General features: G+C 69.6%; 25 protein-coding genes. 13 read left to right on the forward strand and 12 right to left on the reverse strand.

What is annotated here, in order from left to right:
* Positions 1-156 precede the first annotated feature (156 nt).
* The 4 genes from BLV96_RS30420 to BLV96_RS30435 all read left to right on the forward strand — a co-directional run bounded on the left by BLV96_RS30420 (position 157) and on the right by BLV96_RS30435 (position 4,132).
* Positions 157-1,995 (forward strand): Hsp70 family protein, encoded by a 1,839-nt coding sequence (locus BLV96_RS30420; RefSeq protein ID WP_086680483.1) that lies wholly within the window; start codon positions 157-159, stop codon positions 1,993-1,995.
* 45 nt (positions 1,996-2,040) lie between these two features.
* Positions 2,041-2,235 (forward strand): DUF3046 domain-containing protein, encoded by a 195-nt coding sequence (locus BLV96_RS30425; RefSeq protein WP_086680497.1) that lies wholly within the window; start codon positions 2,041-2,043, stop codon positions 2,233-2,235.
* 240 nt (positions 2,236-2,475) lie between these two features.
* Positions 2,476-3,522, forward strand: a complete 1,047-nt coding sequence (gene recA, locus BLV96_RS30430; RefSeq protein WP_086680482.1) for a recombinase RecA — start codon at positions 2,476-2,478, stop codon at positions 3,520-3,522.
* 64 nt (positions 3,523-3,586) lie between these two features.
* The gene (locus tag BLV96_RS30435) at positions 3,587-4,132 is read left to right on the forward strand and encodes a regulatory protein RecX (protein ID WP_086680480.1); all 546 of its coding nucleotides are present in this window, start codon (positions 3,587-3,589) and stop codon (positions 4,130-4,132) included.
* 38 nt (positions 4,133-4,170) lie between these two features.
* On the opposite strand, the gene BLV96_RS30440 is transcribed toward BLV96_RS30435, so the two are convergent.
* The 6 genes from BLV96_RS30440 to edd all read right to left on the reverse strand — a co-directional run bounded on the left by BLV96_RS30440 (position 4,171) and on the right by edd (position 11,782).
* Positions 4,171-4,953 (reverse strand): hypothetical protein, encoded by a 783-nt coding sequence (locus BLV96_RS30440; RefSeq protein ID WP_086680478.1) that lies wholly within the window; start codon positions 4,951-4,953, stop codon positions 4,171-4,173.
* Between the two features lie 92 nt (positions 4,954-5,045).
* A complete protein-coding gene (locus tag BLV96_RS49315) occupies positions 5,046-5,750 on the reverse strand; it encodes a hypothetical protein (RefSeq protein ID WP_143051042.1) in 705 nt (234 codons plus the stop codon).
* Positions 5,751-5,781: 31 nt separating this feature from the next.
* The gene (locus BLV96_RS30450) at positions 5,782-7,101 is read right to left on the reverse strand and encodes an MFS transporter (RefSeq protein WP_244180596.1); all 1,320 of its coding nucleotides are present in this window, start codon (positions 7,099-7,101) and stop codon (positions 5,782-5,784) included.
* A gap of 17 nt (positions 7,102-7,118) precedes the next feature.
* Positions 7,119-9,086, reverse strand: a complete 1,968-nt coding sequence (locus BLV96_RS30455; protein WP_091389706.1) for a PEP/pyruvate-binding domain-containing protein — start codon at positions 9,084-9,086, stop codon at positions 7,119-7,121.
* Positions 9,087-9,290: 204 nt separating this feature from the next.
* The gene (gene eda / locus BLV96_RS30460; RefSeq protein WP_086678339.1) at positions 9,291-9,896 is read right to left on the reverse strand and encodes a bifunctional 4-hydroxy-2-oxoglutarate aldolase/2-dehydro-3-deoxy-phosphogluconate aldolase; all 606 of its coding nucleotides are present in this window, start codon (positions 9,894-9,896) and stop codon (positions 9,291-9,293) included.
* Complete coding sequence (gene edd, locus BLV96_RS30465) at positions 9,893-11,782, reverse strand: phosphogluconate dehydratase (RefSeq protein WP_086678338.1); 1,890 nt, start codon at positions 11,780-11,782, stop codon at positions 9,893-9,895. The genes eda and edd overlap by 4 nt, the downstream gene beginning before the upstream one ends.
* Before the next feature lie 248 nt (positions 11,783-12,030).
* On the opposite strand from edd, the gene BLV96_RS30470 reads away from it, so the two are divergent.
* The 6 genes from BLV96_RS30470 to BLV96_RS30495 are packed head-to-tail and all read left to right on the forward strand — an operon-like array spanning position 12,031 to position 17,517.
* Positions 12,031-12,318 carry a hypothetical protein gene (locus BLV96_RS30470; protein WP_167379786.1) on the forward strand — a complete coding sequence of 96 codons (288 nt, stop codon included), beginning with the start codon at positions 12,031-12,033 and terminating at the stop codon, positions 12,316-12,318.
* A complete protein-coding gene (locus tag BLV96_RS30475; protein ID WP_086678336.1) occupies positions 12,315-13,139 on the forward strand; it encodes a hypothetical protein in 825 nt (274 codons plus the stop codon). Before BLV96_RS30470 ends, BLV96_RS30475 begins: the two co-directional genes overlap by 4 nt.
* Before the next feature lie 51 nt (positions 13,140-13,190).
* On the forward strand, positions 13,191-15,107 hold the full coding sequence (locus BLV96_RS30480; RefSeq protein WP_086678335.1) for a fumarate reductase/succinate dehydrogenase flavoprotein subunit: 1,917 nt from the start codon (positions 13,191-13,193) through the stop codon (positions 15,105-15,107).
* The gene (locus BLV96_RS30485; protein ID WP_086678334.1) at positions 15,104-15,856 is read left to right on the forward strand and encodes a succinate dehydrogenase/fumarate reductase iron-sulfur subunit; all 753 of its coding nucleotides are present in this window, start codon (positions 15,104-15,106) and stop codon (positions 15,854-15,856) included. The genes BLV96_RS30480 and BLV96_RS30485 overlap by 4 nt, the downstream gene beginning before the upstream one ends.
* 27 nt (positions 15,857-15,883) lie before the next feature.
* The gene (locus BLV96_RS30490; protein ID WP_086678333.1) at positions 15,884-16,408 is read left to right on the forward strand and encodes a GNAT family N-acetyltransferase; all 525 of its coding nucleotides are present in this window, start codon (positions 15,884-15,886) and stop codon (positions 16,406-16,408) included.
* The gene (locus BLV96_RS30495; protein WP_158104172.1) at positions 16,405-17,517 is read left to right on the forward strand and encodes an amidohydrolase family protein; all 1,113 of its coding nucleotides are present in this window, start codon (positions 16,405-16,407) and stop codon (positions 17,515-17,517) included. The genes BLV96_RS30490 and BLV96_RS30495 overlap by 4 nt, the downstream gene beginning before the upstream one ends.
* On the opposite strand, the gene BLV96_RS30500 is transcribed toward BLV96_RS30495, so the two are convergent.
* The gene (locus tag BLV96_RS30500; protein ID WP_086678331.1) at positions 17,504-18,355 is read right to left on the reverse strand and encodes a helix-turn-helix domain-containing protein; all 852 of its coding nucleotides are present in this window, start codon (positions 18,353-18,355) and stop codon (positions 17,504-17,506) included. The two genes, BLV96_RS30495 and BLV96_RS30500, sit on opposite strands and share 14 nt — an antisense overlap.
* 172 nt (positions 18,356-18,527) lie before the next feature.
* On the opposite strand from BLV96_RS30500, the gene BLV96_RS30505 reads away from it, so the two are divergent.
* Both BLV96_RS30505 and BLV96_RS30510 read left to right on the forward strand, forming a co-directional pair.
* Positions 18,528-19,463, forward strand: a complete 936-nt coding sequence (locus BLV96_RS30505) for a DUF4037 domain-containing protein (protein WP_208608365.1) — start codon at positions 18,528-18,530, stop codon at positions 19,461-19,463.
* The gene (locus BLV96_RS30510; RefSeq protein ID WP_086678329.1) at positions 19,456-20,145 is read left to right on the forward strand and encodes a YoaK family protein; all 690 of its coding nucleotides are present in this window, start codon (positions 19,456-19,458) and stop codon (positions 20,143-20,145) included. Before BLV96_RS30505 ends, BLV96_RS30510 begins: the two co-directional genes overlap by 8 nt.
* On the opposite strand, the gene BLV96_RS30515 is transcribed toward BLV96_RS30510, so the two are convergent.
* From BLV96_RS30515 to BLV96_RS30535, 5 genes are all read right to left on the reverse strand, one after another.
* Complete coding sequence (locus BLV96_RS30515) at positions 20,099-20,836, reverse strand: SDR family NAD(P)-dependent oxidoreductase (RefSeq protein ID WP_086678328.1); 738 nt, start codon at positions 20,834-20,836, stop codon at positions 20,099-20,101. The two genes, BLV96_RS30510 and BLV96_RS30515, sit on opposite strands and share 47 nt — an antisense overlap.
* A 96-nt stretch (positions 20,837-20,932) precedes the next feature.
* On the reverse strand, positions 20,933-21,838 hold the full coding sequence (locus tag BLV96_RS30520) for an amino acid ABC transporter permease (RefSeq protein ID WP_086678327.1): 906 nt from the start codon (positions 21,836-21,838) through the stop codon (positions 20,933-20,935).
* Positions 21,835-22,521, reverse strand: coding sequence for an amino acid ABC transporter permease (locus tag BLV96_RS30525; RefSeq protein WP_086678326.1), 687 nt, complete (start codon positions 22,519-22,521; stop codon positions 21,835-21,837). Before BLV96_RS30525 ends, BLV96_RS30520 begins: the two co-directional genes overlap by 4 nt.
* A 76-nt stretch (positions 22,522-22,597) precedes the next feature.
* Positions 22,598-23,449 carry a glutamate ABC transporter substrate-binding protein gene (locus BLV96_RS30530; protein ID WP_086678325.1) on the reverse strand — a complete coding sequence of 284 codons (852 nt, stop codon included), beginning with the start codon at positions 23,447-23,449 and terminating at the stop codon, positions 22,598-22,600.
* A gap of 55 nt (positions 23,450-23,504) precedes the next feature.
* Complete coding sequence (locus BLV96_RS30535; RefSeq protein WP_208608384.1) at positions 23,505-24,233, reverse strand: amino acid ABC transporter ATP-binding protein; 729 nt, start codon at positions 24,231-24,233, stop codon at positions 23,505-23,507.
* Between the two features lie 275 nt (positions 24,234-24,508).
* Between BLV96_RS30535 and BLV96_RS30540 the strand changes: the two genes are divergently transcribed.
* Positions 24,509-25,183, forward strand: a complete 675-nt coding sequence (locus BLV96_RS30540; protein WP_167379812.1) for a response regulator transcription factor — start codon at positions 24,509-24,511, stop codon at positions 25,181-25,183.
* The last annotated feature ends 1 nt before the right edge of the window (position 25,184 follow it).

Here is a 25,184-nt window from a genome sequence, read left to right on the forward strand (position 1 = left end):
TGCAACTCGGATGACCGAACTGCGCAACTATCGTGCACCGTGATCCACCTCTCCGTCAAGCGGCGGTGACTTTCGCGGGTCCGCACGCACGGTGACCTCGCGCATGGCAGCATCACCGCGAACGCCGTCAAGGCGTGTTTCGCGAAGGGGAGTGCTGTGCGGATCCTGTCCGTGGACCTCGGGACGTCCAACACCGTCGCCGTCCTGTCGGCGCACGGCAGGCCGCCCCGGGTCGTCGAGGTCGACGGCTCGGCCAACATGCCGTCGGCGGTGTTCGCCACCGAAGAGGGCACGATCATGGTCGGCCGCGACGCCGAACGCCGCGCCCGCCTCGACCCGACGCGCTTCGAGCCGAACCCCAAGCGCCGCATCGACGAGCAGACCCTGCTGCTCGGCACCGACGTCGTCCCGGTGACCGACGCGCTGGCGGCCATCCTGCGCCGCGTGCTCGAGGAGACCTCCCGCCAGCTCGGCGGCGAACAGCCCGACGAGGTCCGGCTGACCCACCCCGCGCAGTGGGGCCAGACCCGCCGCAACGTGCTGATGTCCGCCGCCCGGCTCGCCGGGATGGGCCAGAACATCCTGCTGGTGCCCGAACCCGTCGCCGCGGCCGCGCACTTCGCGTCGTTCCCCGGCAAGGCCCTCGCGCCCGGCCAGGCGCTCGCCGTCTACGACCTCGGGGCGGGCACCTTCGACGTCGCCGTCGTCGGCGCGACGCAGAACGGCTTCACCGTGCTCGCCGAGGACGGCCTGCCCGACCTCGGCGGCCTCGACGTCGACCAGGCGCTGATGGTGCACGTCGGGCGCGAGGTGTCGCACTCGGACCCGCAGCGCTGGCAACGGCTCCTGCGCCCCGAGTCCACCGGCGACCGCCGCACCCGGCGCGCGCTGCAGGAGGACGTCAAGGCGGCCAAGGAGGCGCTGTCGCGGCACCCGCAGACCGAGGTGCCGATGCCCGAGCCGTTCAAGGACGTCCTCGTCACGCGCGGTGAGCTGGAAGGCCTGGTCCGGCCGGCGATGCTGCGCAGCGTCGAACTGCTCTCGCGGACGTTGCGCTCGTCCGGCCTGACCCCGGACCGGCTGGCCGGCATCTACCTCGTCGGCGGGTCGAGCCGGCTGCCGCTGGTCGGCACGATGATCGCGGAGAAGCTCGGCGTCGTGCCGGGCAGCCTCGACCAGCCGGAGACCGCCGTCGCGCTCGGTGCCCAGCACGTCGCGCGCGACGGCATGGGCGCGCGGACGCAGAACGTCGAAGGGGCCGTCGCCGCCGGTGGCCCGCACCGGCCGCAGTACGCGCCGCCGCCTCCGCCGCAGTACCCGGGGTACGCGCCGGCGAACTTCCCGCCCAGCGGGCCGCAGCCGGTGCCGTCGAACTTCCCCGCGTACGCGCCGCCGGAGAAACCGGAACCGAAGCCCGGCGGGAAGAAGAAGCTGCTCATCGGGATCGCGGCCGCGGTCGTCGTGCTGCTCGCGGCGGGGCTGACGTACTTCCTGACTTCGTCGTCCTCGGCGGCGACCTACACCGCCGACCAGTGCAGGACGCCGGGTCAGGCGGACGCCAAGGGCCTCACCGGCTGCCTGCGCCAGCTCGCCGGGAAGATCGCCGACACCGGCGACTGCAAGCCGGGCATGGGCAACGGCCCGGCGGCGCCGGCGGAGAGTCTCGGCGTGTCCTCGACCTGCTCGGCGCCGGGCCGGGCGGGCACGCAGGTGACCTACGTCCAGGGCGACAACGCCGACGCGCTCAAGCAGTACACCGACGGCCTGCTCACCTCCGCCGGCGGCGACCGCACGGAGGCCGACTGGGGCGGCAACGGGCTCAAGGGGCACTACTCGTCGGCCGCGGGCAAGACGTCGGCGGTGCTCGTGTTCACGGTGTCGGACCGGCCGCTCGTGGGGTTCATCTACCAGCTGAATTCGGCCGACCAGGCCGCGGCTACCACGCCGGGCACGCTGGCCGACTACTTCGAGGCGAGCGTCCAGCCGGGGGAGTAGGCGGCGCGAACGGACCGTTCGCGACCGCCGGTTAGAGTGGGTTCGATGCGGATCACGGTTTTCCGGCGGCTGATGGCCGAGGAGTTCGGCCCCGGGCGGGCCCAGGTGCTGGCCAGGGACCACGTGCTCAGCGGGCTCGGCGGCCGCACCGTCGACCAGGCGCTGACCGCGGGAATCCCGGCCAAGGACGTGTGGCGAGAGGTCTGCGACGCCTTCGACGTGCCCCGCGAACGGCGCTGACCTGGGCGGATACGCACGGGTCCTGACCCGGGCGGGCGAAAATCCTAGCGCAAGGGTGTGTCGCTGCCGACCTCGAACAGGTGTTCGTCTATGGTGTTGTCCACATCGGGTCCAGCGATCCACAGATTGGGCGCCGCTCCTGGAATTGTCGGTCCCCGCCGCTAGCGTCGGACCGGACAGCTGAAGAACCGACACAGAGCCCCTCGAGAAGGGGGCTTCGACCAGCGAGGTGGGACTTCCATGCCTGCAGCACCCGACAAGGACAAGGCGCTCGAGCTCGCGCTCGCGCAGATCGACAAGCAGTACGGCAAGGGCTCGGTGATGCGCCTCGGCGAGGACACCCGGCCGCCCATCGCCGTGATCCCCACCGGCTCGATCGCCCTCGACGTCGCGCTCGGCATCGGCGGGCTGCCCCGCGGCCGGGTCGTCGAGATCTACGGCCCGGAATCCTCCGGTAAAACGACGGTTGCCCTGCACGCGGTGGCGAACGCGCAGCGCGCCGGCGGCATCGCGGCGTTCATCGACGCGGAGCACGCGCTCGACCCGGAGTACGCCAAGGCCCTCGGCGTCGACACCGACGCGCTGCTCGTGTCCCAGCCGGACACCGGTGAGCAGGCGCTGGAGATCGCGGACATGCTGATCCGCTCCGGCGCGCTCGACATCCTGGTCATCGACTCCGTCGCCGCGCTCGTGCCGCGTGCCGAGATCGAGGGCGAGATGGGTGACTCGCACGTCGGCCTCCAGGCCCGCCTGATGAGCCAGGCGCTGCGGAAGATCACCGGTGCGCTGTCCAACTCGGGCACCACGGCGATCTTCATCAACCAGCTCCGCGAGAAGGTCGGCGTCATGTTCGGCTCCCCGGAGACGACGACCGGTGGCAAGGCGCTGAAGTTCTACGCGTCGGTCCGCCTGGACGTGCGCCGCATCGAGACGATGAAGGACGGCGGCGAGGCGGTCGGTAACCGCACCCGCGTCAAGGTCGTCAAGAACAAGGTGGCCCCGCCCTTCAAGCAGGCCGAGTTCGACATCCTCTACGGCCAGGGCATCTCCCGCGAGGGCTCGCTGATCGACATGGGTGTCGACCAGTCCATCGTGCGCAAGTCGGGCGCTTGGTACACCTACGAGGGCGACCAGCTCGGCCAGGGCAAGGAGAACGCGCGCCGGTTCCTGCGCGACAACCCGGACATCGCCAACGAGATCGAGAAGCGGATCAAGGAGAAGCTCGGCATCGGCCCGCAGCTCGACGCGGACGCCGTCGAAGCGGTCCCGGCGCCGGTCGACTTCTGAGATCCGGGAATGAACCCCGCCGTGGCCGTGGTCCGCGGTGGGGCGTGACGAAGGGGTAGTCGAGGTGGCGAGGGCGCCCAAGGTTCCGCCGGCCGAGCTTCCTCCCGAGGAGCGGTACAAGAAGGCCAAGGAGATCTGCTTCGATCTCCTGGCCGCTCGTCCGCGCACTCAGGAAGAGCTCCGGCAGGCGTTGCACCGCAAGGGATTCGACGAGGAGACCTGCGAAACCCTGCTCGGCAAGCTCGACCGGGCGGGGCTGGTCAACGACGAGGAGTTCGCCCAGCTGTGGGTGAAGTCCCGCCACGCGAACCAGGGGCTCTCCCGCACCGCGCTGGTGGCCGAGCTGCGGCGCAAGGGCGTCGACGGTGAGATCGCCGCGCAGGCGGCGGGCGAGGTCGATCGCGAATCCGAGGAGCAGATGGCCAGGGAACTGGTCCGCAAGCGCCTCGGGTCCCTCGGCAACGTCGACGAGCAGACGGCGTTGCGGCGGCTGCTCGGCTTCCTCGCCCGCAAGGGCTACCCCCAGGGACTGGCGTACACGGTGATCAGGGAGGAACTCCGCGAGTACGGCGCGGAGTCCACCCTGCTCGACGACGCCGTCATCGACTGACCCGAGCGGCCGGCGCGGGCGGGGAAGACCGCGGCGAGTCAGTTCGTCTTTCGGATCAGACCGGTGTAACCAACGAGGGCGAGAGTCGCCAGTCCCCAGATCCCGGCTTGGGTCAGCCAGATCGCGATGGTGAAGACGGTTGCCCAGTTAGTGTCCGGGTCGATGTCGCACCGGCCGCGGACACCGGTCGTTGCGATCGGCAGCCCTCGGTCCAAGCCGAGGCTGATCAGTTCGACGTCCGTGCATGGTCTGCCGGTGAGATCGGAGAAAGTGCTGGTGCGTTCGGCGACGTGGTGCCTGCCATCGGTGATGTGTCCCGCCCACAGGCCAAGGCAAGCGGACATCCCCAGAGCGACCAGGAGTGCTGCAGCGGTCCGTCGAGTCAGGTAGCCGTAGCCCGCTAGGGCACCCCAGAGCCAATGGAACCGCCTCGTCAACCAGTTGCCGAGGGCTTTCGGAGCTCGGTCGTAGAGGTCTCTCTGCTGGGCGATGAGGATTCGGCGTGCGTTTCCATCGTGACCGGCTGCTCGCTCGGCGGATGCCAGCTCCTGATAGGGGCCAGGCCGATATGCTTCTGTGTGAAAGCGGACAAGGTGAAGCCATTCCTGCCATGGCATGGACTGATAGGGCATTACTTCGAGCGCGCCGAATTTGAACCCGTTGATGTCCACGCGCCTGGGCTGTTCGCAAGGCTTTTCGGCGCTTGTCCCTGAACATAGTGTGTCCCTGGGGAGAAAGACCTTTGACTCCACGTGCGTGTTCTCGAGATCCAGGGTCAAGCCTTCGCTGTTGGTGATCTCGGATCCCAACATGATCAACATGCCTCCGATCCGTGCGCCGATGAGTCGGACTGTGGCATGTTGGCCAGTGCCGGAAGCTTGCACACCGTTGAGGTTCAAGCCTGCTTCGGTCCTCAGTTGGTCAGCTGAAAGGCGGTACCGGCGGCGTTGAAGATCCTTGCTTTGCGGAGGCTCACCACCCCGTCGATGCGGGCCTGGAAGAGCTGAACCGCCGCCCACCTGGTCGCGGCATCGAACCGAGTCTCGTCCAGCCACAGGTCGCCGTCGACGTGAAGGCCTGGTGCAAACAGGGCAGCGCCAGTCGAGTTGGTGATCTCGGTTCTGCTCAAGTCCAGCCTGTTGCCGATGCGTGCCTTGGGGAGTCGTACCGCGCCGGCGCTGCCGGCGCCGGCTATCCGAAGGTCGTCGAGCCACATACCCGATTCGAGCCGGGCTCCATCGGCGTGAACGTTGCCGACGCGGCAGTGTGCCAGGCGCAACCAAGGTAAGTTGGCGTGCCAGGCGGAGATTTCGCCGTTGACGACACAGGAGATCAGGCTCAAGCCGGCGCGGGCGCTGACATTGTCGAGGTCAAGCGGGCCTGAGACGCGAACGCTTCGAACCCTTACGCCCTTTGGGTCGAACGTGCCGTGCTGGCCCAACAGCATCTCGCGTACCAGCTGTGCCCGGATCTCGTGTGCCGGATCATCGTCCTCGGCAAGGTCGTCGACCGAAAGCCCGGAACCTGTCGGTACCTCACCGGCGTGCGCAGCGTCGATCAATTCACGTTCGAGGTCGGTCAGATCGTCAAGTATCGGCAGCGATGAGTATTCGGTCACACCAAGCGAGTCGCCGGATGCTGAGCGGATGCTACAAGCGTCGCTGAGCTTCTACGGCGGAACCGGATGGCCGAGGGACGGCGGGCGGGGAGCTCGTGCGTGCCTCGCCGGGGCGGCGGGCCGCCGGGACCCGGCGGTCCGAGCGGTGCTTGCGGACCGCCAGCAGCAGCACCGCGAGCAGTCCCATCACCACGCACGTGACCACCGCCGACAGCACCAGGAACTCGTCGAGCCGCCCGGCCGCCAGGTACGCGCCCAGGGCCACCGCCACCAGCGCGCACACCGCTCGGTCCACAATGGACTCCATCGACAACAGCGTCGCGCGGTAGCGGGAGTCCGGGATCGAGTCGTTCAGCAGCTGTTTCTGGACCGGGAACGAAATCCCCGTCGCCACCGCGAAGACGCACAGCAGGACCACCGTCGGGAAGGCACCCGCGACCACGACCACGCCGAGGCACAGCGCCATCACGATCGTCAGCGTGAACACCGAACCCACCGGGCCGATCGCGCGGCGGAGGCGGTGGGGGCGGGCCGCGCCCAGAGCCTCGAACACCGTCATGGCCGCCAGCACCGCGCCGTACCAGTTCACCGACAGCGACTTCGACTCCAGGATCGGCTGGAACAAGTTCACCTGGCAGATCCGGACCAGCGTGAACATCGCGATGCCCTGCACCATCAGCAGCACCAGCCACCGCGACGACCGCAACGTCGAGAGCGCGCCGCCGACGCCCGCCAGCAGCGACGCCGTCTTGCCCGTGACCCGGCGGCCGCCGGGGATCGGCGGGAGCTTCAACGCGAACACCAAGGCCACGCCGGCGTTGATCGCCGTCAGCCAGTACGGGGACGGGAGGTTCCACGTCATCAGCAGGCCGATCACCGGCCAGTACACGATCTTGCCGACCAGGCTGTACGCGCGGCCGACCCCTTCCACGCGCAGGTAGTGCTCACCGGCGCCGGACGCGTGGAGGTATTCGTACAGGTACGCGCTCTGCGCGCCCGACACGAGTGACCGCGCCAGGGCGATCAGGATGAAGTGCACCAGGAACCCGGTGTACGAACCGAGGAACACCGGCACCAGGTTCGCCGCCACGAGCACGCCCGCGCCCGCCGCCAGCGAGGTGCGGTAGTCGAAGCGGTCCGCGATCATGCCCGTCGGGATCTCCAGCAGGCAGAACACGATGTAGTAGATGCTCTGGATGCCGAAGATCTCGCCGTCGGACAGGCCGGCGAGCTTCTGGTACTGGTAGAAGATCGGCACCCACAGCAGCAGGCCGAAGAAGAACTGGAACCCGTAGGTCAGCCGGACGGCACGACGGACGGCGGGGTTCGCGGGCAGGCGAAGGCCCAGCATGACGGTTTCTCCCGAGCTCAAACGGAATACGGACGCAGCTGCACGAGGTGGAGGTGCTCGCCGTCGGCGAGCCACTCGACGTCCACCGGCGAGTCGAACGTGTAGTCGGGCGAGAAGTGCCCCTGCAGCAGGCGACCGGCGATCGCGAGCCGCTGCAGCTGGTCGTGCGCCCGCGAGTCGAGGTCGGACACCGCGTCGCCGAGGGACACCGTGCGGCCGCCGCCTTCGACCGTCGAGTACAGGTACTGCATGGGCAGCGCCGAACCCTCGACGACGTCGGTCACGCGCGGCGACACGTTGACGTACACCGTGCGGAAGTCCGCGCGGTTCATCGGGTTCGTCGTCACGAGCACACCGCCGAAGTCGGCCGCGACCTGCTCCTGGATCACCACGCCCATGTAGCACTCGTCGAGGGAGATCCCGGCCTGGCGCCGCAGCCGGACGCTGCGCACCGACACCAGCGACGCCCACACCTCCTTGACGCTGGCGAAGATCCGCTCGGCCGTCGTGACGTGGTTGAGCGACTCGTAGATCCCGGCCGCCGAGAACCCGGCCAGGTCTTCGGCGTTCGAGGAACTGCGCACGACGAACGTCCGGACCCCGGCCAGCTGCGACACCAGCGCGGAGTCGATCTCCCCGGCGAGCGCGCCCGGAAGCCGAGCCGACCGGATCAGCCCCTGCAGCTCGACGCACAGCGGCTCGATTTCGCGGGCGTCCAGCTCCAACGCCATCTTCAGCTTGCCGATGGCCTGCTGGATCCGCGGCGACGACTCGAGGAACCGGCGCTGCAGTGAGAACGGCAGCGCGATCCCGCGAGGCACGCGGACGTGATCGTCGAGCAGCCGGCGTGCAGCCGCAAGAAGATCACCCCCGGCCGGGACGTCCAGCAGCCGGGCCAGGTAGGGCAGCAGGTTCTCCCGCGGCGGGCGCGGCACCTGGTAGAAGCCGAGCAGCCGCTGCGAACCGTGCGCCAGCACGTGGTGCAGCTCGCCGAGGTTGGCCGCCTTCGTCCCGTACCGGTAGCGGTCGGTCGCGCGCAGCCGCTTCAGGTTCACGATCGGGCTGTGCTCGGACTCCGGTTCCTCCAGCTTGACGCGCTGGGCGTACCACCGCGGCGGTTCGGTCGACGCCGGCTCGGCGACCTCCCGCAGCGAGAGCCCCTGAGCGTCCACTGTGTACTCGACCCACTTGCCGTCCAGCCCGCGGGTTTCGACGTCGGCCAGCGCGCCGACCTGGACGGCGTTCGGAATCTGCCAGCCGGTGGCCAGGACGTTGGTGTGCGACAACGGCGTCGTGTGGCGGGCGTTGACGATGCCCGACAGTCGCGGGATGTCGTCGGGGACGCGGTCCATCACGATGATGTCCGACCAGTCCAGCGTCGCGGCGCGGTACTCGGCCTCGGTGCGGAACGCGCGCAGCCGGCCCGTCGCCGTGCCGGGGTTCAGCGGGACGAACGGCGCCGTCGAGAACAGCTCGTGCGCGAACACCCGCGGCAGCTCGCCCGGCGGGATCTCCCGCACGATCCGCTCCTGCAGCTGGTTGGCCGGCTTGAACACCAGCGGCAGCGCCGGGTCGACGTACCGCGCGACGAACGCGTGGAACTCGCGGATCAACGCGGCCGGCATCGTGTCGACCTCGACCGTCTCCAGGGAAAGCAGCTGCGGGTGGCGGGCGAGGATGCCGAGCAGGAACCGGCGGTCCGGCGCGTGGTAGAAGTCCTGGTTGTAGGAGTCGATTTCCGCGCGCACCCGTTCTTCGGTGACGCCCAGGATCTCTTCCCCGATATAGATCGCGTGAAAGGAATGGCGCGCGTCGTTCAGGAAGTGGATCTCCGCGTTTTCGCGGTCGACCACGACCTTGACGAAGGAATAGCCGCCGAGGGTGCCGCCCAGCTGGTGGAGGGCGGACAGCGAAAGGCGTTCGCCGACGAGTGCGGCGACGTTCTCGGGGGCAGGACTGGGGGCGACCACATCGGTCAGGGACACTGGATCTCCTCGCTCGAAACAGCGAGGGGGAACGATAACAGGCCGGTAAATCACCCACCGGCGCCGCGATTGCTCCATTCAGCGGGATTCATGACCGCCGCCACACCCGCTCGGAGCACCGTTCCAGAAAGCTGGAACGGTGCTCCCGCGATGCGGACGTGAATTCCGCCGTTCGGGCGCGGCGACGACGCGGGGTGATCTCCGCTACAGCTGCGCGGCTTCGGCGGCCAGCTTCTCGATCGTGGCGGGATCGAGCGACGCCGTCAGCCACGAACCGCCGATGCAGCCGACGTTCGGCAGCGCCAGGTACGACGGCGCCGACGCGACCGTGATCCCGCCCGTCGGGCAGAACTTCAACGACGGCAACGGGCCCGCGATCGACTTCAGGTACGCGACGCCGCCGGAGGCCTCGGCCGGGAAGAACTTCAACGCCGTGAGCCCGCGCTCGGCCAGCCGCATCGCCTCGGACACGGTGCTCGCGCCGGGCAGGAACGGCAGCCCGGTCTCGAAGCACGCGTCGACGACCGCGTCGGTGCAGCCCGGCGTCACGAGGAACTTCGCCCCCGCGTCCGCCGCCTGCTTCGCGTGGTCCGCCGCGGTGACGGTGCCGGCGCCGATGACGATCTCCGGCACCTCGGTCGCGACGCGCTCGATCGCCGACAACGCCGCCGGGGTGCGCAGGGTCAGCTCGATGACCCCGATCCCGCCGGCGAGCAGGGCCCGGGCCGTGGGCACCGCGTCGTCGGCGTCGTCGATCACCACGACGGGCATCACGGGGGACAGCTCGAGCAGGTCCTGACCGGTGGTCACTGACCGACCTCCTGGGTTGTGAAAGCGGGCATTCCGAAGTGCTCCGGCGTCAGGCCGCCGAACACCGATGCGCCCTGGTCAGCGGGGCCGACGGCACGGCGCAGCGCGGCGAACAGCTCTCGGCCGGTGCCGGTCCAGGATGCTTCGGACGGCGGCGAGTCCACAAGCTCACGGCGGGCGAGTTCTTCGTCACCGACGAGCACGTCGAGGCTGCCCGAGGTGGCGTCCAGCCGGACGACGTCGCCGTCGGCGATGCGCGCGATCGGGCCGCCCGCCGCGGCTTCCGGTGTCACCTGGATGGCGGCGGGGATCTTGCCCGACGCGCCCGACATGCGGCCGTCGGTGAGCAACGCCACGGCGTGCCCGCGGTCCATGAGCACACCCAGAGCCGGCGTCAGGCCGTGCAGCTCCGGCATGCCGTTCGCCCGCGGCCCCTGCTGCCGGACCACCACGACGACGTCGCGGTCCAGCTCGCCGGCCTCGAACGCGGCCTTGAACGCCTGCTGGGTGGTGAACACGCGCGCCGGCGCCTGGACGACCCGGTGCTCGGGCGCCACGGCCGACACCTTGACCACCCCGCGGCCGAGGTTGCCCTCGACCATCCGCAGCCCGCCGTCCGCGGCGAAGGGACGCCACACCGGGCGCAGCACGTCCTCGTCGAGGCTGCGGGTCGGCACGTCGCGCCAGACCAGCTCGCCGTCGGACAGGATCGGCTCGGCGCGGTAGCGGTGCAGCCCGAACCCGGCGACCGTGTGCACGTCTTCGTGCAGCAGCCCGGCGTCGAGCAGCGTGCCGACCAGGAACTGGATGCCGCCGGCGGCGTGGAAGTGGTTGATGTCGGCGCTGCCGTTCGGGTAGACCCGCGCCAGCAGCGGCACGACGGCCGAGAGGTCGGAGAAGTCGTCCCAGGTCAGCTGGATGCCCGCGGCCGCGGCGATCGCGACCAGGTGCATCGTGTGGTTGGTCGAGCCGCCGGTGGCGAGCAGCGCGATGATGCCGTTGACGAACGCCTTCTCGTCGAGGATCCGCGAGACCGGCGTGTACTCCTCGCCGCGCGAGAGGGCGACGATCCGGCGTCCGGCTTCTTCGGTCAGCGCTTGACGCAGCGCCGAACCGGGCTGGACGAAGCTGGCGCCGGGCAGGTGCAGGCCCATCACCTCGACGACCATCTGGTTGGAGTTCGCCGTGCCGTAGAAGGTGCACGTGCCGGCCGAGTGGTACGACGCCGCTTCGGCGTCCAGGAGGTCTTCGCGGGTCGCGAGGCCCTCGGCGTACAGCTGCCGGACGCGCGCCTTCTCCTTGTTCGGCAGCCCGGAGTTCATCGGCCCGGCCGGGATCAGGATCGCGGGGAGGTGCCCGAACGACAGGGCACCGATCAGCAGGCCGGGGACGATCTTGTCGCAGACGCCCAGCAGCAGGGCCGCGTCGAACATGTCGTGCGACAGCGCGATCGCCGTCGACATCGCGATGACCTCGCGGCTGAACAGGGACAGCTCCATGCCCGCGCGGCCCTGGGTGATGCCGTCGCACATCGCGGGCACGCCGCCGGCGAACTGGGCGACGCCGCCCGCGGAACGGACGGACTTCTTCAGCCAGGCCGGGTACTCCTGCATCGGCTGGTGCGCCGAGAGCATGTCGTTGTAGGACGAGACGATCGCGACACCCGGGGCGCGCGCGGCCCGCAGGGCTTCCTTGTCGACGCCGTCCATGGCGGCGAAGCCGTGGGCGAGGTTGCTGCACGCGAGACCGCGGCGGACCGGGCCTTCCGCGTACGCGGCGGCCGTGCGGCCGAGGTAGGCGCCGCGGGTCGCGGCACTGCGGGCGGCGATGCGCTCGGTGACGTCGGCGACGACTCGGTGCGGCTTCGTGGTGGGGATGGGGCTCATGTCCGGCTCCGGATCACTGGTGTGGGGTGGTCCGCGGGACGGCAGCGCTGGCGCCTCTGGGTCGTGACACTGGCCACAGTACCTCGCGAAAACGCCGAATCAAAATCGATTCAGAAGATCGACCCGCGTGACCCCGATCACCCCCAGAACCGTTAGTGTGCTAGTTGTCACACTGCACGACGCACGGTAAAGCCGTAGGGGCGAGTGATCGTCCGGCTTCGCCGGCCCCACCACACCCGGGAGGATTGATGTCCACCTCCGAGATCGCCGAGCTGCGGCGAACCATCGGCCAGCTCAGGCAGTGCGTCGGCGCACTGCGCTCTCGTTACGGCGACGCGTCGGCGGTCCGCCGGCTCGCGAACGACGTGGAGCGCCTCGACATCGACACCGCGGACCTCGACGGCACGCCGCTCGCGGTGCCCGCCCAGGCGAAAGCGGCCGAACGCGTCCCCGTACCGGACACCCCGTACGACCCGTCCTTGTGGCACGGCGCCGATGACGAAGGCGTCGGCGGCTACAAGCGCGACCAGCGGTGAGCGCTCCGGCTGACAACGGCGTCGGTACCGGCGTCCGGGCCCCCAAGCGGGCCCGGATCGCCGAGCGCACCCTCCGGACGGACCGGTGGTGGCTCCAGCCGCTGCTGACCGTGCTCGGGCTGTCGGCGTTCATCATCTACGCGACGGTCCGGTCGTTCGTGCGCACCGCGTACTGGGTGCCCGACTACCACTACCTGACGCCGTTCTACTCACCCTGCCTGTCCACTTCCTGCGTCGAGGGCTCGAGCCACTTCGGCCACTGGTTCGGCGACCTGCCCGGGTTCATCCCGCTCGGGTTCGTCGTGCTGCCGTTCCTGCTCGGATTCCGCCTGACGTGCTACTACTACCGCAAGGCCTACTACCGGGCGGTGTGGTTCTCCCCGCCCGCCTGCGCCGTCGCGGAACCGCACGCGAAGTACACCGGCGAGACCCGGCTGCCGCTCATCATCCAGAACGTCCACCGCTACTTCTTCTACGTCGCGCTGATCGTCTCGCTGGTCAACACCTACGACGCGATCACCGCGTTCCACGGGAAGACCGGCGGCTTCGGGTTCGGGCTGGGCAACATCATCCTGCTCGGCAACGTGGTCCTGCTGTGGGCGTACACGCTTTCCTGCCACTCGTGCCGGCACGTGACCGGGGGCAGGCTGAAGCACTTCTCCAAACACCCGGTGCGCTACTGGATCTGGACCAAGGTCTCGAAGCTCAACACCCGCCACATGGCGCTGGCCTGGACGACGCTCGGCACCCTGGTGCTGACCGACTTCTACGTCATGCTCGTCGCCAGCGGCGCGATCTCGGACCTCAGATTCGTCAACTAGCGCACTTTTCTCCCGACAGCGACGTCCCCAGTTCCGAGGTGGAATTCTTCTATGACCGAGGTCGAACGCCACAGCTACGACGTGGTGGTGATCGGGGCCGGTGGCGCCGGTCTGCGAGCGGTGATCGAGGCGCGCGAACGCGGTTTCCGCGTCGCCGTCGTGTGCAAGTCCCTGTTCGGCAAGGCGCACACGGTGATGGCCGAAGGCGGGTGCGCGGCGTCGATGGGCAACGCCAACTCGAACGACAACTGGCAGGTCCACTTCCGCGACACCATGCGCGGCGGCAAGTTCCTGAACAACTGGCGGATGGCCGAGCTGCACGCCAAGGAGGCGCCGGACCGCGTCTGGGAGCTGGAGACCTACGGCGCGCTGTTCGACCGCACCGCCGACGGCCGGATCAGCCAGCGCAACTTCGGCGGGCACACCTACCCGCGGCTGGCGCACGTCGGTGACCGCACCGGCCTCGAGCTGATCCGCACGATGCAGCAGAAGATCGTTTCGCTGCAACAGGAGGACTTCGCCGAGACCGGCGACTACGAGGCCAAGATCAAGGTCTTCGCCGAGTGCACGGTCACCGAGCTGCTCACCACCGATGGCAAGATCGCCGGCGCGTTCGGCTACTGGCGCGAAAGCGGGCGGTTCATCCTCTTCGAGGCGCCCGCGGTCGTGCTCGCCACCGGCGGCATCGGCAAGTCGTTCAAGGTGACGTCGAACTCGTGGGAGTACACCGGCGACGGCCACGCGCTGGCCCTGCGGGCGGGCGCGAAGCTGATCAACATGGAGTTCGTCCAGTTCCACCCGACCGGGATGGTCTGGCCGCCGAGCGTCAAGGGCATCCTCGTCACCGAGGGCGTGCGCGGGGACGGCGGCGTGCTCAAGAACTCCGACGGCAAGCGGTTCATGTTCGAGTACGTGCCCGACGTGTTCAAGGGCCAGTACGCGGAAAGCGAAGAGGAAGCCGACCGCTGGTACGCCGACGCGGACAACAACCGGCGCACGCCGGACCTGCTGCCCCGCGACGAGGTCGCCCGCGCGATCAACTCCGAGGTCAAGGAGAACCGCGGCTCCCCGCACGGCGGCGTCTTCCTCGACATCGCCAGCCGGCTGCCGGCCGAGGAGATCAAGAAGCGGCTGCCGTCGATGTACCACCAGTTCAAGGAGCTGGCGGACGTCGACATCACGGCGGAGCCGATGGAGGTCGGGCCGACCTGCCACTACGTCATGGGCGGCATCGAGGTCGACCCGGACACGGCGGCGGCGAGCGTGCCCGGCCTGTTCGCGGCCGGCGAGTGCTCGGGCGGCATGCACGGGTCCAACCGGCTCGGCGGCAACTCGCTGTCGGACCTGCTGGTGTTCGGCCGCCGCGCGGGCCTCGGCGCGGCCGAGTACGTGCAGGGCCTCGAGGGCAGGCCGGCCGTCAGCGAGTCCGATGTGGACGCCGCAGCCACGATGGCGCTCGCGCCGTTCGACCCGGCCGAGGGCACCACGGCCGAGAACCCCTACACCCTGCACACCGAGCTGCAGCAGTCGATGAACGACCTGGTCGGCATCATCCGCAAGGCCGGCGAGATCGAGCAGGCGCTGACGAAGCTCGCCGAGCTGCGGCAGCGGATCAAGCGCGTCACGGTGGAAGGGCACCGGCAGTTCAACCCGGGCTGGCACCTCGCGATCGACCTGCGCAACATGCTGATGGTCAGCGAGTGCGTCGCGAAGGCCGCGTTGACGCGTACGGAGAGCCGTGGCGGGCACACGCGCGACGACTTCCCGGGCATGGACGCCGAGTGGCGGCACAAGCTGCTGGTGTGCTCGGCTTCGGACGGCGAAAACCCGGTCGTCCCGGACATCGACGTCGAGGTGAAGGAGCAGGTGCCGCTGCGGCAGGACCTGCTGGAGCTGTTCGAATTCGGCGAACTCGGGAAGTACTACACCGACGACGAGCTCGAAGCGCACCCCGGGAGCAAGGCATGAGCTACAAGGCGAGTTTCCGCGTCTGGCGCGGCGACGACACGGGCGGCGAGCTGCAGGACTTCACGGTGGAGGTGAACGAGGGCGAGGTCGTCCTCGACATCATCCACCGGCTGCAGGCCACCCAGGCGTCGGACCTCGCGGTGCGCTGGAACTGCAAGGCCGGCAAGTGCGGCTCGTGCTCGGCGGAGATCAACGGCAAGCCGCGCCTGCTGTGCATGACGCGGATGTCGACGTTCACCGAGGAAGAGGTGATCACCGTGACGCCGATGCGGACGTTCCCGGTGATCCGCGACCTCGTCACCGACGTGTCGTTCAACTACACGAAGGCGCGGGAGATCCCGTCGTTCACGCCGCCCGCGGACCTGAAGCCCGGTGAGTACCGGATGCAGCAGGTGGACGTCGAGCGGTCGCAGGAGTTCCGGAAGTGCATCGAGTGCTTCCTGTGCCAGAACACCTGCCACGTGGTGCGCGACCACGAGGAGAACAAGGAGTCGTTCGCCGGGCCGCGGTACCTGATGCGGATCGCGGAGCTGGAGATGCACCCGCTCGACGTCGCGGACCGGCGTGACGCGGCGCAGGATGAGCACGGCCTCGGGTACTGCAACATCACCAAGTGCTGCAGCGAGGTGTGCCCGGAGGGCATCCACATCACCGACAACGCGCTCATCCCGATGAAGGAGCGCGTCGCGGACCGCAAGTACGACCCCATCGTCTGGCTGGGCAACAAGCTCTTCCGCCGCGACAAGTGAGGCCTCCCGCCTGGCATGGTGGGAGGCATGGAGATCGAGTTTTTGGCGTCGCCGGTCGACCGGGCCGTGGTCGATCGGGTCACGGCGCTGGTCAACCAGGTCTACGCCGAGTCCGAGAAGGGGCTTTGGCTCGGGAGTACCGACCGGACCTCGGCCGACGAGGTCGCCGGGTTCGTGCGGGCCGGGGAGGTCGCCGTCGCGTTCGTCGATGGGGACCTCGCCGGCTCGGTGCGCGTTCAGCGGCTCGACGAGGCGACCGGTGAGTTCGGCATGCTCGCCGCCGAGCCCGCGCGACGCGGGCTCGGCGTCGGGCGTGAGCTGGTGGCGTTCGCCGAGCGGGTGAGCCGGGACGCGGGCTGCCGCGAGATGCAGCTCGAACTGCTGGTGCCGCGCGAGTGGACGCACCCGGCCAAGCAGTTCCTCGCCGAGTGGTACGACCGGCTCGGCTACCGCGTGACGCACCGCGCCGACCTCGCCGTCGACTACCCGCACCTTGCGCCGTCTCTCGCCACGCCGTGCGACTTCCTCATCTACCGCAAGGCGCTCGCGTGACGGTGCTGGCCGGGGCGCACGTGTTCGATGCGGAGACCGGCGACGTGATCCGCGCGGACGTCCGGCTCGACGGCGCGCGGATCGCCGAAGTCGGGCTCGGCCTCGACGGGCCGGCCGTCGACTGCTCGGGTGGGTTGCTGATCCCGGGGCTCATCGACTGCCACGTGCACGTCGCGTTCCGGCGGCCCGAGTCGTTGCCGCGCAGCGCCCGGATCCTCGAGGCCGTGCCGGTGCTGCGGGGGTTGCTGGCGCGGGGGATCACCACCGTCCGGGACGCCTGGGGCGCCGACGCCGGGTTCAAGCACGCGCTGGCCCAGGGGTGGATCGACGGGCCGGACCTGCTGGTCAGCCTGCGTCAGCTGGGACCGACCGGCGGGCTCGGCGACGCCTGGGACCCGGCCGCGGGCGCCGTCGACAACTACGGTGACCCGTCGCTGCCCGACCCGCTGTTCGACGGGCCGGAAGCCGCCCGCGCCGCCGTCCGCCGGATGGTGCGCGCGGACGCCGACTGGATCAAGCTCGGCGCGAGCGGCTCGTTGCGGGCGGTCGTCGCGGGTGTCGACGTCCGCCCGACCGACGACGAACTCGCCGCCGTGGTCGACGAAGCCGGCCGCTGCGGCCGCGATGTCCTGGCGCACGCGCACACCTCGGCGGCCGTGGTGTCGGCCGCCCGCGCGGGGGCGCGCAGCATCGAGCACGGCACGTTCCTCGACGACTCCGCCGTCGCGGCCCTGGCGGACGCCTGGTACGTGCCGACGCTGTCACCGATGAGCGAGACGGAGTTCGCCGAGCAACATCGCCGGTCGCTGCGCCTCGCGGTGGAGGCGGGCGTCCGGATCGCCGCCGGGTCCGATATGGCCCCTCGCCCCCATGTCGACTTGACGACCGAGCTGAGGTTGCTGGCCGCGGTGCTGGGGGACGCGGCTGCCTTGAAGGCGGCCACCTCCGAGGCGGCACGGCTGCTCAGGCTCGACGACGACCGGGGCCGGATCGAGCCGGGGCTACGGGCGGACGTGGTGTGGCTGGCGGGCGTGGATCTCGACGTGTCGGATCTGCCCGCCCGGGTCCGGGCAGTCTGGCACGACGGACAGCCGGTCACTTCGCCATGAGGTCGAACTCCTCGGTCAGGCGGACCAGGAACTCCCGCGACTCGCGTTCGGACAACGCCACCTGTTCCAGGCGCGTGCGGAGGATGTAGAACGCTTCGACCGCCACGCGGTCGTCGACGAACAGCCCGGCGGAGAAGGTTTCTTCGTAGGCCACCGGCGGGTGTTCGGCGAACTCCAGGATGGTGAACCGGCTGCCGACCAGGTGGTACGGCGGTGCCGAGGCGGGCACCACCCGGATCGTGCAGTGGGGGAGGTTCGTGGCCAGGACCAACGACTGCAGCTGTTCGTGCATCAGGGCCGGGTCGCGCAGGATCGATCTCAACGTGTGCTCGTAGACGAAGTAGACGCAGTGGGGCGGGTTTCGGCGCTGCAGCAGCCGTTGCCGGTCGATCCTCGCGCGGACCAGCGTCTTCAGCCGATCCGTGGTGTAGCGGCCGGACAGCTCGTAGATGCTGCGCACGTAGTCCTCGGTCTGGAGCATGCCCGGCAGGGCCGCCGGGCTGTTCGAGATCACCGCCGTCGCCAGGTTTTCCTGGATGATCAGGGATTTCATCGGGTCGACGAGCTCGTCGAAGTACGGCCGCACCCAGTACAGCTCGCTCGGCGGCCGGGTCAGGTGCAGCAGCCGCTCGCGCTCGGGCGCCTCGGTGCCGCAGTGCGCGAGGTAGATCGCCAGGTCGATCGGCGAGATGCGCCGGCCGTTCTCCCAGCCGGACACCTTCGACGCCGACCAGTGGGCCCGCCGGGCCACCTCACGCAGTGACATCTGTTTCGCCTCGCGCTGGGACTTCAGCTCGACGCCCATCTCCCGCGTGCGTACCGTGCTCTTTTCGGTCATGCCCGCACGCTAAAGGCAACCACCGACAAAACGGCCCCTGCCGCGCAGGGGTTCACCGGAACGGATGTTGCTGTTCTGCCTGTGCGACAACGGATTCCGCTCGCGAAGCGCCTGCGAAGCAGCTTCGCATAATGAAGCGCGCTTCGCAGGTTAGTAAGCCACAATGGCATTCATGACGTCCCTTTCCGGAATCGAGCTGAGCCGCCGGTTCTACGCCGAAGCCGTCGCGCCGGTCGTCGAGGGGCCGCACTCCGCCGCGCTGGTCGGGCCCGGCTCCGAGGTCCTCGGCTTCGACACCGCGCGCTCCACCGATCACGACTGGACCGCGCGCGTCTTCCTCTTCCTCCCGGAGGTCCGGGACGTCCCGATCCCGGGCACCTTCCGGGGCCACCCGGCGAAACTGGAAGTCGCGACGCTCGACGCGTGGACGCGCGGCTTCCTCGGCTTCGACCCGCGCCATGCCGGCCGCCGCGACTGGCTCGCCACCCCGACCCAGGTCTTCGCCGAGTTCACCGGCGGCGCCGTCCACCACGACGACCTCGGCTTCGAGGCGCTCAGGCAGCGCGTCGCCTGGTATCCGGACGACCTCTGGCGGTACGTCCTCGCCTGCCAGTGGCAGCGCATCGGCCAGGAGGACGCGTTCGTCGGCCGGTGCGGGGAGGCCGGGGACGAACTGGGCTCGGCCGTCGTCGCGGGGCGGGTCGTGCGGGACCTCATGCGGTTGTGCCTGCTCATGGCCCGCCGGTACCCGCCCTACAGCAAGTGGCTCGGGAGCGCCTTCGCGCGGCTGCCCGCGGCCCCGGCATTGACCCCGCACCTCACCGGCGCCCTCGCCGCGACGGAGTGGCGGGAGCGCGAACGTCACCTCGTGGCCGCCTACGAGAACGTTGCCGAACAGCACAACGCGCTCGGCCTCACCGACCCCGTCGAGCCGCGCGTGAGCTGCTTCTTCGACCGTCCGTTCCGGGTGATCCACGCCGAGCGGTTCGTCCGCGCCCTCGTCGGGGACCGGCCGCTGATCGGGGCGATCGACCAGTTCGTCGACAGCACCGACGCGCTCGGGCACCGCGAACTGACCCGCGCGGTGGTTGACTGCGCGCATGGCTGAACCGAAACCGCGGGACCTGGCCGCGCTGCTGCTGGCGCTGACCGTCGTGACGGGGGTCGTCGACGCCGTCAGCTTCCTCGGGCTGGGGCGGGTGTTCGTAGCGAACATGACCGGCAACGTCGTGTTCCTCGGGTTCGCGGCGGCGGGGGAGGCGACGCTGTCGGTGCTCGCGTCGCTGACCGCGGTGCTGGCGTTCCTGGCGGGCGCGCTCGCCGGCGGCCGGCTGGCCCGCCGCGACGACGACCACGACGCCCTCCGCCAGGCGACGGCGGTGCAGGCGGCGCTGGTCGCGGTGGCGGTCGTGCTGTCGGCGACGCTCGGCGCCGGCCCGCGGGTGGGCAGTGAGCTGCTGATCGTCGTGCTGGGCGTGGCGATGGGCCTGCAGAACGCGGCGGTCCGCCGCATCGGCGCGCCCGACCTGACGACGACGGTCCTGACGATGACGCTGACGGGCTTCGCGGCGGACTCGAAGGCGGCGGGCGGTCCTGGGGCTCATCCGCTGCGGAAGGTGGCGGCCGTCGGGGCGATGCTCGTGGGCGCGTTGGCTGGTGGGTTGCTGCAACTGCACGTGGCGATGTGGACGGCGTTGACGCTGGCCTTGGTGCTGATCCTGGGCGTGCTGGCGGTGCTGCACCTCAACCGAGGGCGCGACCGCCGTCCACCAGCAGCCGCTGGCCCGTGATGAACCCCGCCTCCTCCGAGGCGAAGAAGCTCACCGCCGCCGCGATGTCCTCCGGGGTTCCGAGCCGGCCCGCCGGGACCGACGCCCGGTAGTCCTCGCGTTCCGCCGCGGCCACCTCCGCGTGGCGCTCCACCGGGACGAAACCCGGGGCCACCGTGTTGACCGTGATGCCGTCCGGGGCCAGCTCGCGCGCCCACGCGCGGGCCAAGCCGATCTGCGCGCTCTTCGCCGCCGCGTACGCCGAGCGGCCCGGTGGCGGGCGGTCCGCCACCTCCGAATCGATGTGGACGATCCGGCCGTGGCCGCGGGCCCGCATCCCCGGCAGCACCGCGTGGCCGAGGAGCACCGGGGACCGGACGAAGAAGTCCAGCTGCGCCAGGTGGTCCGGCCAGTCCACTTGGGACACCGGGGCCTCCGGCTGCGGGCCGGTCGCGTTCAAGACCAGCACGGTGATCGGGCCCAGCAGCGCGGTGACGCCGTCGACGAGCTCGCCGACCTGACGGCGGTCGGTCACGTCCGCGGCGAACGCCGCCGCCTTGCCGCCCTCCGCGAGGATGCCCTCCGCCGCCGACTTGAGGTCGGTGTCGTCGTGGTGGCCGTTGACCGCGACGGCGAGCCCGTCGCGCGCCAGTCTGCGCGCGATCACCCGGCCGAGTCCGCGCGAGCTGCCGGTCACCAGTGCGACACCCATGCGCCCGACGCTAGGGGAGACCCCCGGGTACGACAACCCGGGGAAACGAAAAACGGGTGGGTGCGATGTGCGCACCCACCCGCTTCGAACACTGGTTCAGAGCGCGCGACCGGTGTTGATGTCCGTTGCCGCAGTCACCGCCGCCGGGGCGGCTTCCAGCGGCTTCGCGCCCCGCGGGGCCTTCTTGCGCCGCGACAGCTTGCGCTCCAGCCACGAGGCGAACCACGACAGCGCCAGGTTGAGCACGATGAAGATGATCGCGATGACGATCAGCGTCGGGATCGTGTTGTTGAAGTTGCCGGTGATCGGCCCGGACCCGCGGATCAGCTCGTCGTAGCCGATGGTCAGCTGACCGGCGAGCGCGGTGTCCTTCAGGATGACCACCAGCTGGCTCACCAGGGCCGGCAGCATCAGCGTGACGGCCTGGGGCAGCAGGACGTTGATCATCGTCTGGGTCTTGCGCAGGCCCAGCGCCGACGCGGCCTCGGTCTGTCCCTTCGGGAGCGACAGGATGCCGGCCCGGAACACCTCCGCCATCACCGAGCCGTTGTAGAGCACCAGGCCTGTGACGGCGGCGAACAGCGGGCGGGTGTCCGCCTCGATCGGGGTGTAGTACGCGTACAGCGCCGCGCCGAACACCATCAGCAGCAGCACCGGGATGGCCCGGAAGAACTCGACCACCGCACCGACCGGGATCCGCACCCACTTGTGCTGGGACAGCCGGCCGATGCCCAGCAGCGCACCGATCGGCAACGCGATCACGATGGACAGCGCGGCCGCTTCGAGCGTCTTCAGCAGGCCGGGCAGCAGGAACTGCGTCCAGGTCGACCCTTCGACGAACGGCTTCCAGAGCGCGCCCGCCCACTGGCCCTTCTCGTCGAAGCCGGTGTAGACGAACCACGCCACCAGCAGCAGCACCAGCAGGAACAGGACCGTGTAGATCCAGTTGCGGGCCTTGGCCTTCGGGCCCGGGGCGTCGTAGAGGACGGACTGCGTGCTCATCGCTTGACCTCGGCTTTCTTGGCGACCCAGCCGAGCAGCAGGCCGAGTGGCAGGACCAGCGCGACGAACACCAGGGCGAACAGGATGAAGACCAGGAACAGCGAGTCGGACTCGTTCTCGACCATCGTCGACATCAGCAGCGACGCCTCGGCGACGCCGATCACCGACGCCACGGTGGTGTTCTTCAGCAGCGCGATCAGGACGTTCGCCAGCGGAGCGATCACTGAACGGAACGCCTGGGGCAGCACGATCAGCGTGAGCACCTGGAGGAAGTTGAGCCCCAGGGCCCGCGCCGCCTCCGCCTGGCCGACCGGGACGGTGTTGATGCCCGACCGCAGCGACTCGCACACGAACGTCGCCGTGTAGACGACGAAGCCCAGCACGGCCAGCCGGAACGCGTTGTCGGCCAGCGACGTCGGCGAGTCCGACGCGGCCAGGTTGATGCCCAGCGTGGACGAGAGACCCAGCGACGTGAAGATGATGATCACGGTCAGCGGGGTGTTCCGGAAGATGTTCACGTACGCCGTCGCGAAGCCGCGCATGATCGGCACCGGACTGACCCGCATCGCGACGAGGATCGTGCCCCAGACGAGCGCGCCGATCGCCGAGAAGAACGTCAGCTGGATCGTCGTCCAGAACGCGCCGACGAGGTCGTAATCAGGGTTGTTGAGGAACTCGAACACGGTTGTCCAACCTGGCCTCGGTATGGGAACGGTGCGCCGCTTTCACGGCGCACCGTTCGTCTTCACAAACCGGATATCAGGGAGCGATCGCCGGCGCGGCCGGGATCTTGTAGCCCGACGGGCCAACGTTGGTCTGCAGCGACTTCTCCCAGGAGCCGTCCTGCTCCATCGCCTGGATGGCCTTGTTGATCGCGGCCTTGCCGTCGGCGTCGTCCTTCTTCACGCCGACGCCGTAGTTCTCGTCGGTGAAGCCCTTGCCGACCAGCTTCAGCTTGCCGGGCTGCTGCGCGGCGTAGCCGGCGAGGATGACGTCGTCGGTGGTCATCGCGTCCACCGTGCCGTTCAGGAGCGCGGTCACGCAGTCGGTGTACTTGCCCACCTCCTGCAGCTGCACCTCCTTGGCGTACTTCGTCTTCACGTTCTGCGCCGGGGTCGAGCCCTTGACCGAGCAGAGCTTCTTGTTGCCGGTCAGCGACTCGGGGCCGGTGATGTCGGTGTTGTCCTGGCGGACCAGCAGGTCCTGGTGCGCGATGAAGTACGGGCCGCCGAAGGAGACGTCGTTCTTGCGCTTGTCGGTGATCGAGTAGGTGGCGACGATGAAGTCGACCTCACCCTTCTTGATCAGGTCCTCGCGCTGCGCCGACTGCGCTTCCTTCCAGGTGATCCCCGACTCTTCCACGCCGAGCTGCTTCGCGATGTACTTCGCGACGTCGACGTCGAAGCCGGCGTAGGTGCCGTCCGGCTTCTTCAGGCCGAGGCCCGGCTGGTCGAACTTGATGCCGATGACCAGCTTCTTGTTGTCCTTGGCCCGCTGGACCAGGTTCTTGTCGCCGCTCGCGCCGCTGCCGGACCCGCCGCCGCAGGCCGCCAGGGCCAGCCCGGCGGCCATCACGACCGCGCCGACCTGCAGAACTCGGTTCAACCGCATCGTCTCTCAGGTTCCTTCCGAATCTCGCCCGGCCGCGGAGGCCGGGAAAAAGTGCTCAGTGGGTCAGGATCTTGCCGAGGAAGTCCTTCGCGCGCTCGCTCTTGGGTGCGGTGAAGAACTCTTCCGGCGTCGTGTCCTCGACGATCTCGCCGTCGGCCATGAAGATCACCCGATCGGCTGCCCGGCGGGCGAAGCCCATCTCGTGGGTGACGACCAGCATCGTCATGCCGTCCTTGGCCAGGCCGGTCATGACGTCGAGGACCTCCTGGACCATCTCCGGGTCCAGCGCCGAGGTCGGCTCGTCGAACAGCATGACCTTGGGCCGCATCGCCAGCGCCCGCGCGATCGCCACGCGCTGCTGCTGACCACCCGACAGCTGCGCCGGGTACTTGTCGGCCTGGTTGGCGATGCCGACGCGCTCCAGCAGTTCCATCGCCGTCTTGCGCGCTTCGTCCTTCGAGGCCTTGCGGACCTTCGTCGGCGCCAGCATCACGTTTTCGAGGATGGTCTTGTGCGCGAACAGGTTGAACGACTGGAACACCATGCCGACGTCGGCGCGCAGGGCCGCGAGCGCCTTGCCTTCGGCGGGCAGCGGGACGCCGTCGACGGCGATCTCGCCCGAGTTGATCGGCTCGAGGCGGTTGATCGCCCGGCACAGGGTCGACTTGCCCGACCCCGACGGACCCAGCACCACGACGACCTGGCCGCGAGGCACCTCGAGCGTGATTTCCCTGAGCACGTGCAGGTCGCCGAAGTACTTGTTCACGACGGACGCCTTGATCATCGGCGCCGCCACCTCCGCGGTCATCTGGCCTCCAGGGTCGTTCGAATGCGGCGTGGGTCACCACGCGATGGCGAGAACCTACCGTTGCTTCCCCGGCTGGCAAGCCGAGTTGAGCAATACTTAGGGTTTCAACTGCGTATCGATGTCCCTTTTGGGGCTATCGGCGCCAGCGTAACCCACAGTCACCGTCCGGGTGGCCCGTGCGCGGTGCGGCGGGACGTCCTAGAGTTCGGCGTCACCGGCCGGTGGAGCGGGTCACCATGGGAGGCGGACGGGTGCGGGTGCTGCTGGTGGAGGACGACGACCGGGTCGCGGGCGCGCTCATCCCGGCGCTGACCCGCCGCGGCCTGGCGATCGCCCGGCTGGCCACCGGCGCCGGCGTGCTCGAACGCGTGCACGAGGTCGACGTCATCCTGCTCGACCTCGGGCTGCCGGACATCGACGGTGTCACGCTGTGCACCCAGATCCGCGCGGTCAGCGACGTCGCGATCATCGTCGTGTCGGCGCGCGGCGAGGTCGACGACCGGATCCGGGGCCTGCGCGCGGGTGCCGACGACTACCTCGTCAAGCCCTACGACGTCGAGGAGCTCCTCGCCCGCGTCGAAGCCGTGCGCCGCCGCCGTCCGGAACACACCGCCACCGAGCCGGTGGTCATCGAGGTGGGGGACGTCAGCGTGGACCTGGCCCGGCACGAGGTGCTGGTCGACGGGCGCGCGATCGCGTTGTCCCGCAAGGAGTTCCAGGTGCTCGCGCTGGTCGCGGGCGCGCGCGGCGCGGTGTGCTCGCGCGAGCACGTGCTCACCGAGGTGTGGGGCCACCGGGGCGCCGCGGAGAGCCGGTCGCTGGACGTCCACGTCGCGACGCTGCGGACGAAGCTGGGCCGCCCGGCGCTGATCGAAACGGTCCGCGGGGTCGGCTACCGGCTCGGCGGCGCGGGCACCCGGAGCTGAG

This window comes from Amycolatopsis pretoriensis, from assembly GCF_900107925.1.
GTDB lineage: Bacteria > Actinomycetota > Actinomycetes > Mycobacteriales > Pseudonocardiaceae > Amycolatopsis > Amycolatopsis pretoriensis.